This window comes from Myxococcus llanfairpwllgwyngyllgogerychwyrndrobwllllantysiliogogogochensis (assembly GCF_006636215.1).
Classification (GTDB): Bacteria; Myxococcota; Myxococcia; order Myxococcales; family Myxococcaceae; genus Myxococcus; species Myxococcus llanfairpwllgwyngyllgogerychwyrndrobwllllantysiliogogogochensis.
The window spans coordinates 1-417 of sequence record NZ_VIFM01000871.1 but is presented as its reverse complement, the minus strand read 5'-3'; the positions used below and the strand labels follow the sequence as shown (position 1 = coordinate 417).

Below are 417 nucleotides of genomic sequence, written 5' to 3'. Positions count from 1 at the left end.
AAGATGGACCTGCCCTTTGACAAGACCTTGCTTCACACAGTGCGTGGCATGGGCTATGTGATGGAGGACCGACAGCAATGAACCCCGCGCTGCGCGCGCACTCGTTGCGCGCTCGTCTGTCGTTGTGGCTCGCTGTGCAGAGTTTGGTGGGCTTGGGCATCGTTTGCCTCGTCGTCTACCTGGTCACCGCCCACAATCTCAGCGCACGCCAGATAGAAACCCTGGCTCAGAGAGAGGCCATCGTCAGGCACTTGTTGAGCAACATCGACGAGCATGCCAAAGAAAGCTCGCAGGAGCACCCGCTGAGCGATTTCCTCATAGGCCACGAGGATTTTCGCCTGATCGTGCGCACCCAGGATGGTGACCTGGTGTTCCCCAAAGCCGCCCCGGATACTGATAGCGCGCAGAGGGTGTCGC

1 protein-coding gene is annotated in these 417 nt (G+C 59.7%); it reads left to right on the top strand.

Annotation, left to right across the window (positions count from 1 at the left end):
* Window positions 1-77: 77 nt before the first annotated feature.
* Window positions 78-417: hypothetical protein (locus FJV41_RS50955; RefSeq protein ID WP_220138044.1), on the top strand; the 340-nt coding region annotated here is incomplete at its 3' end.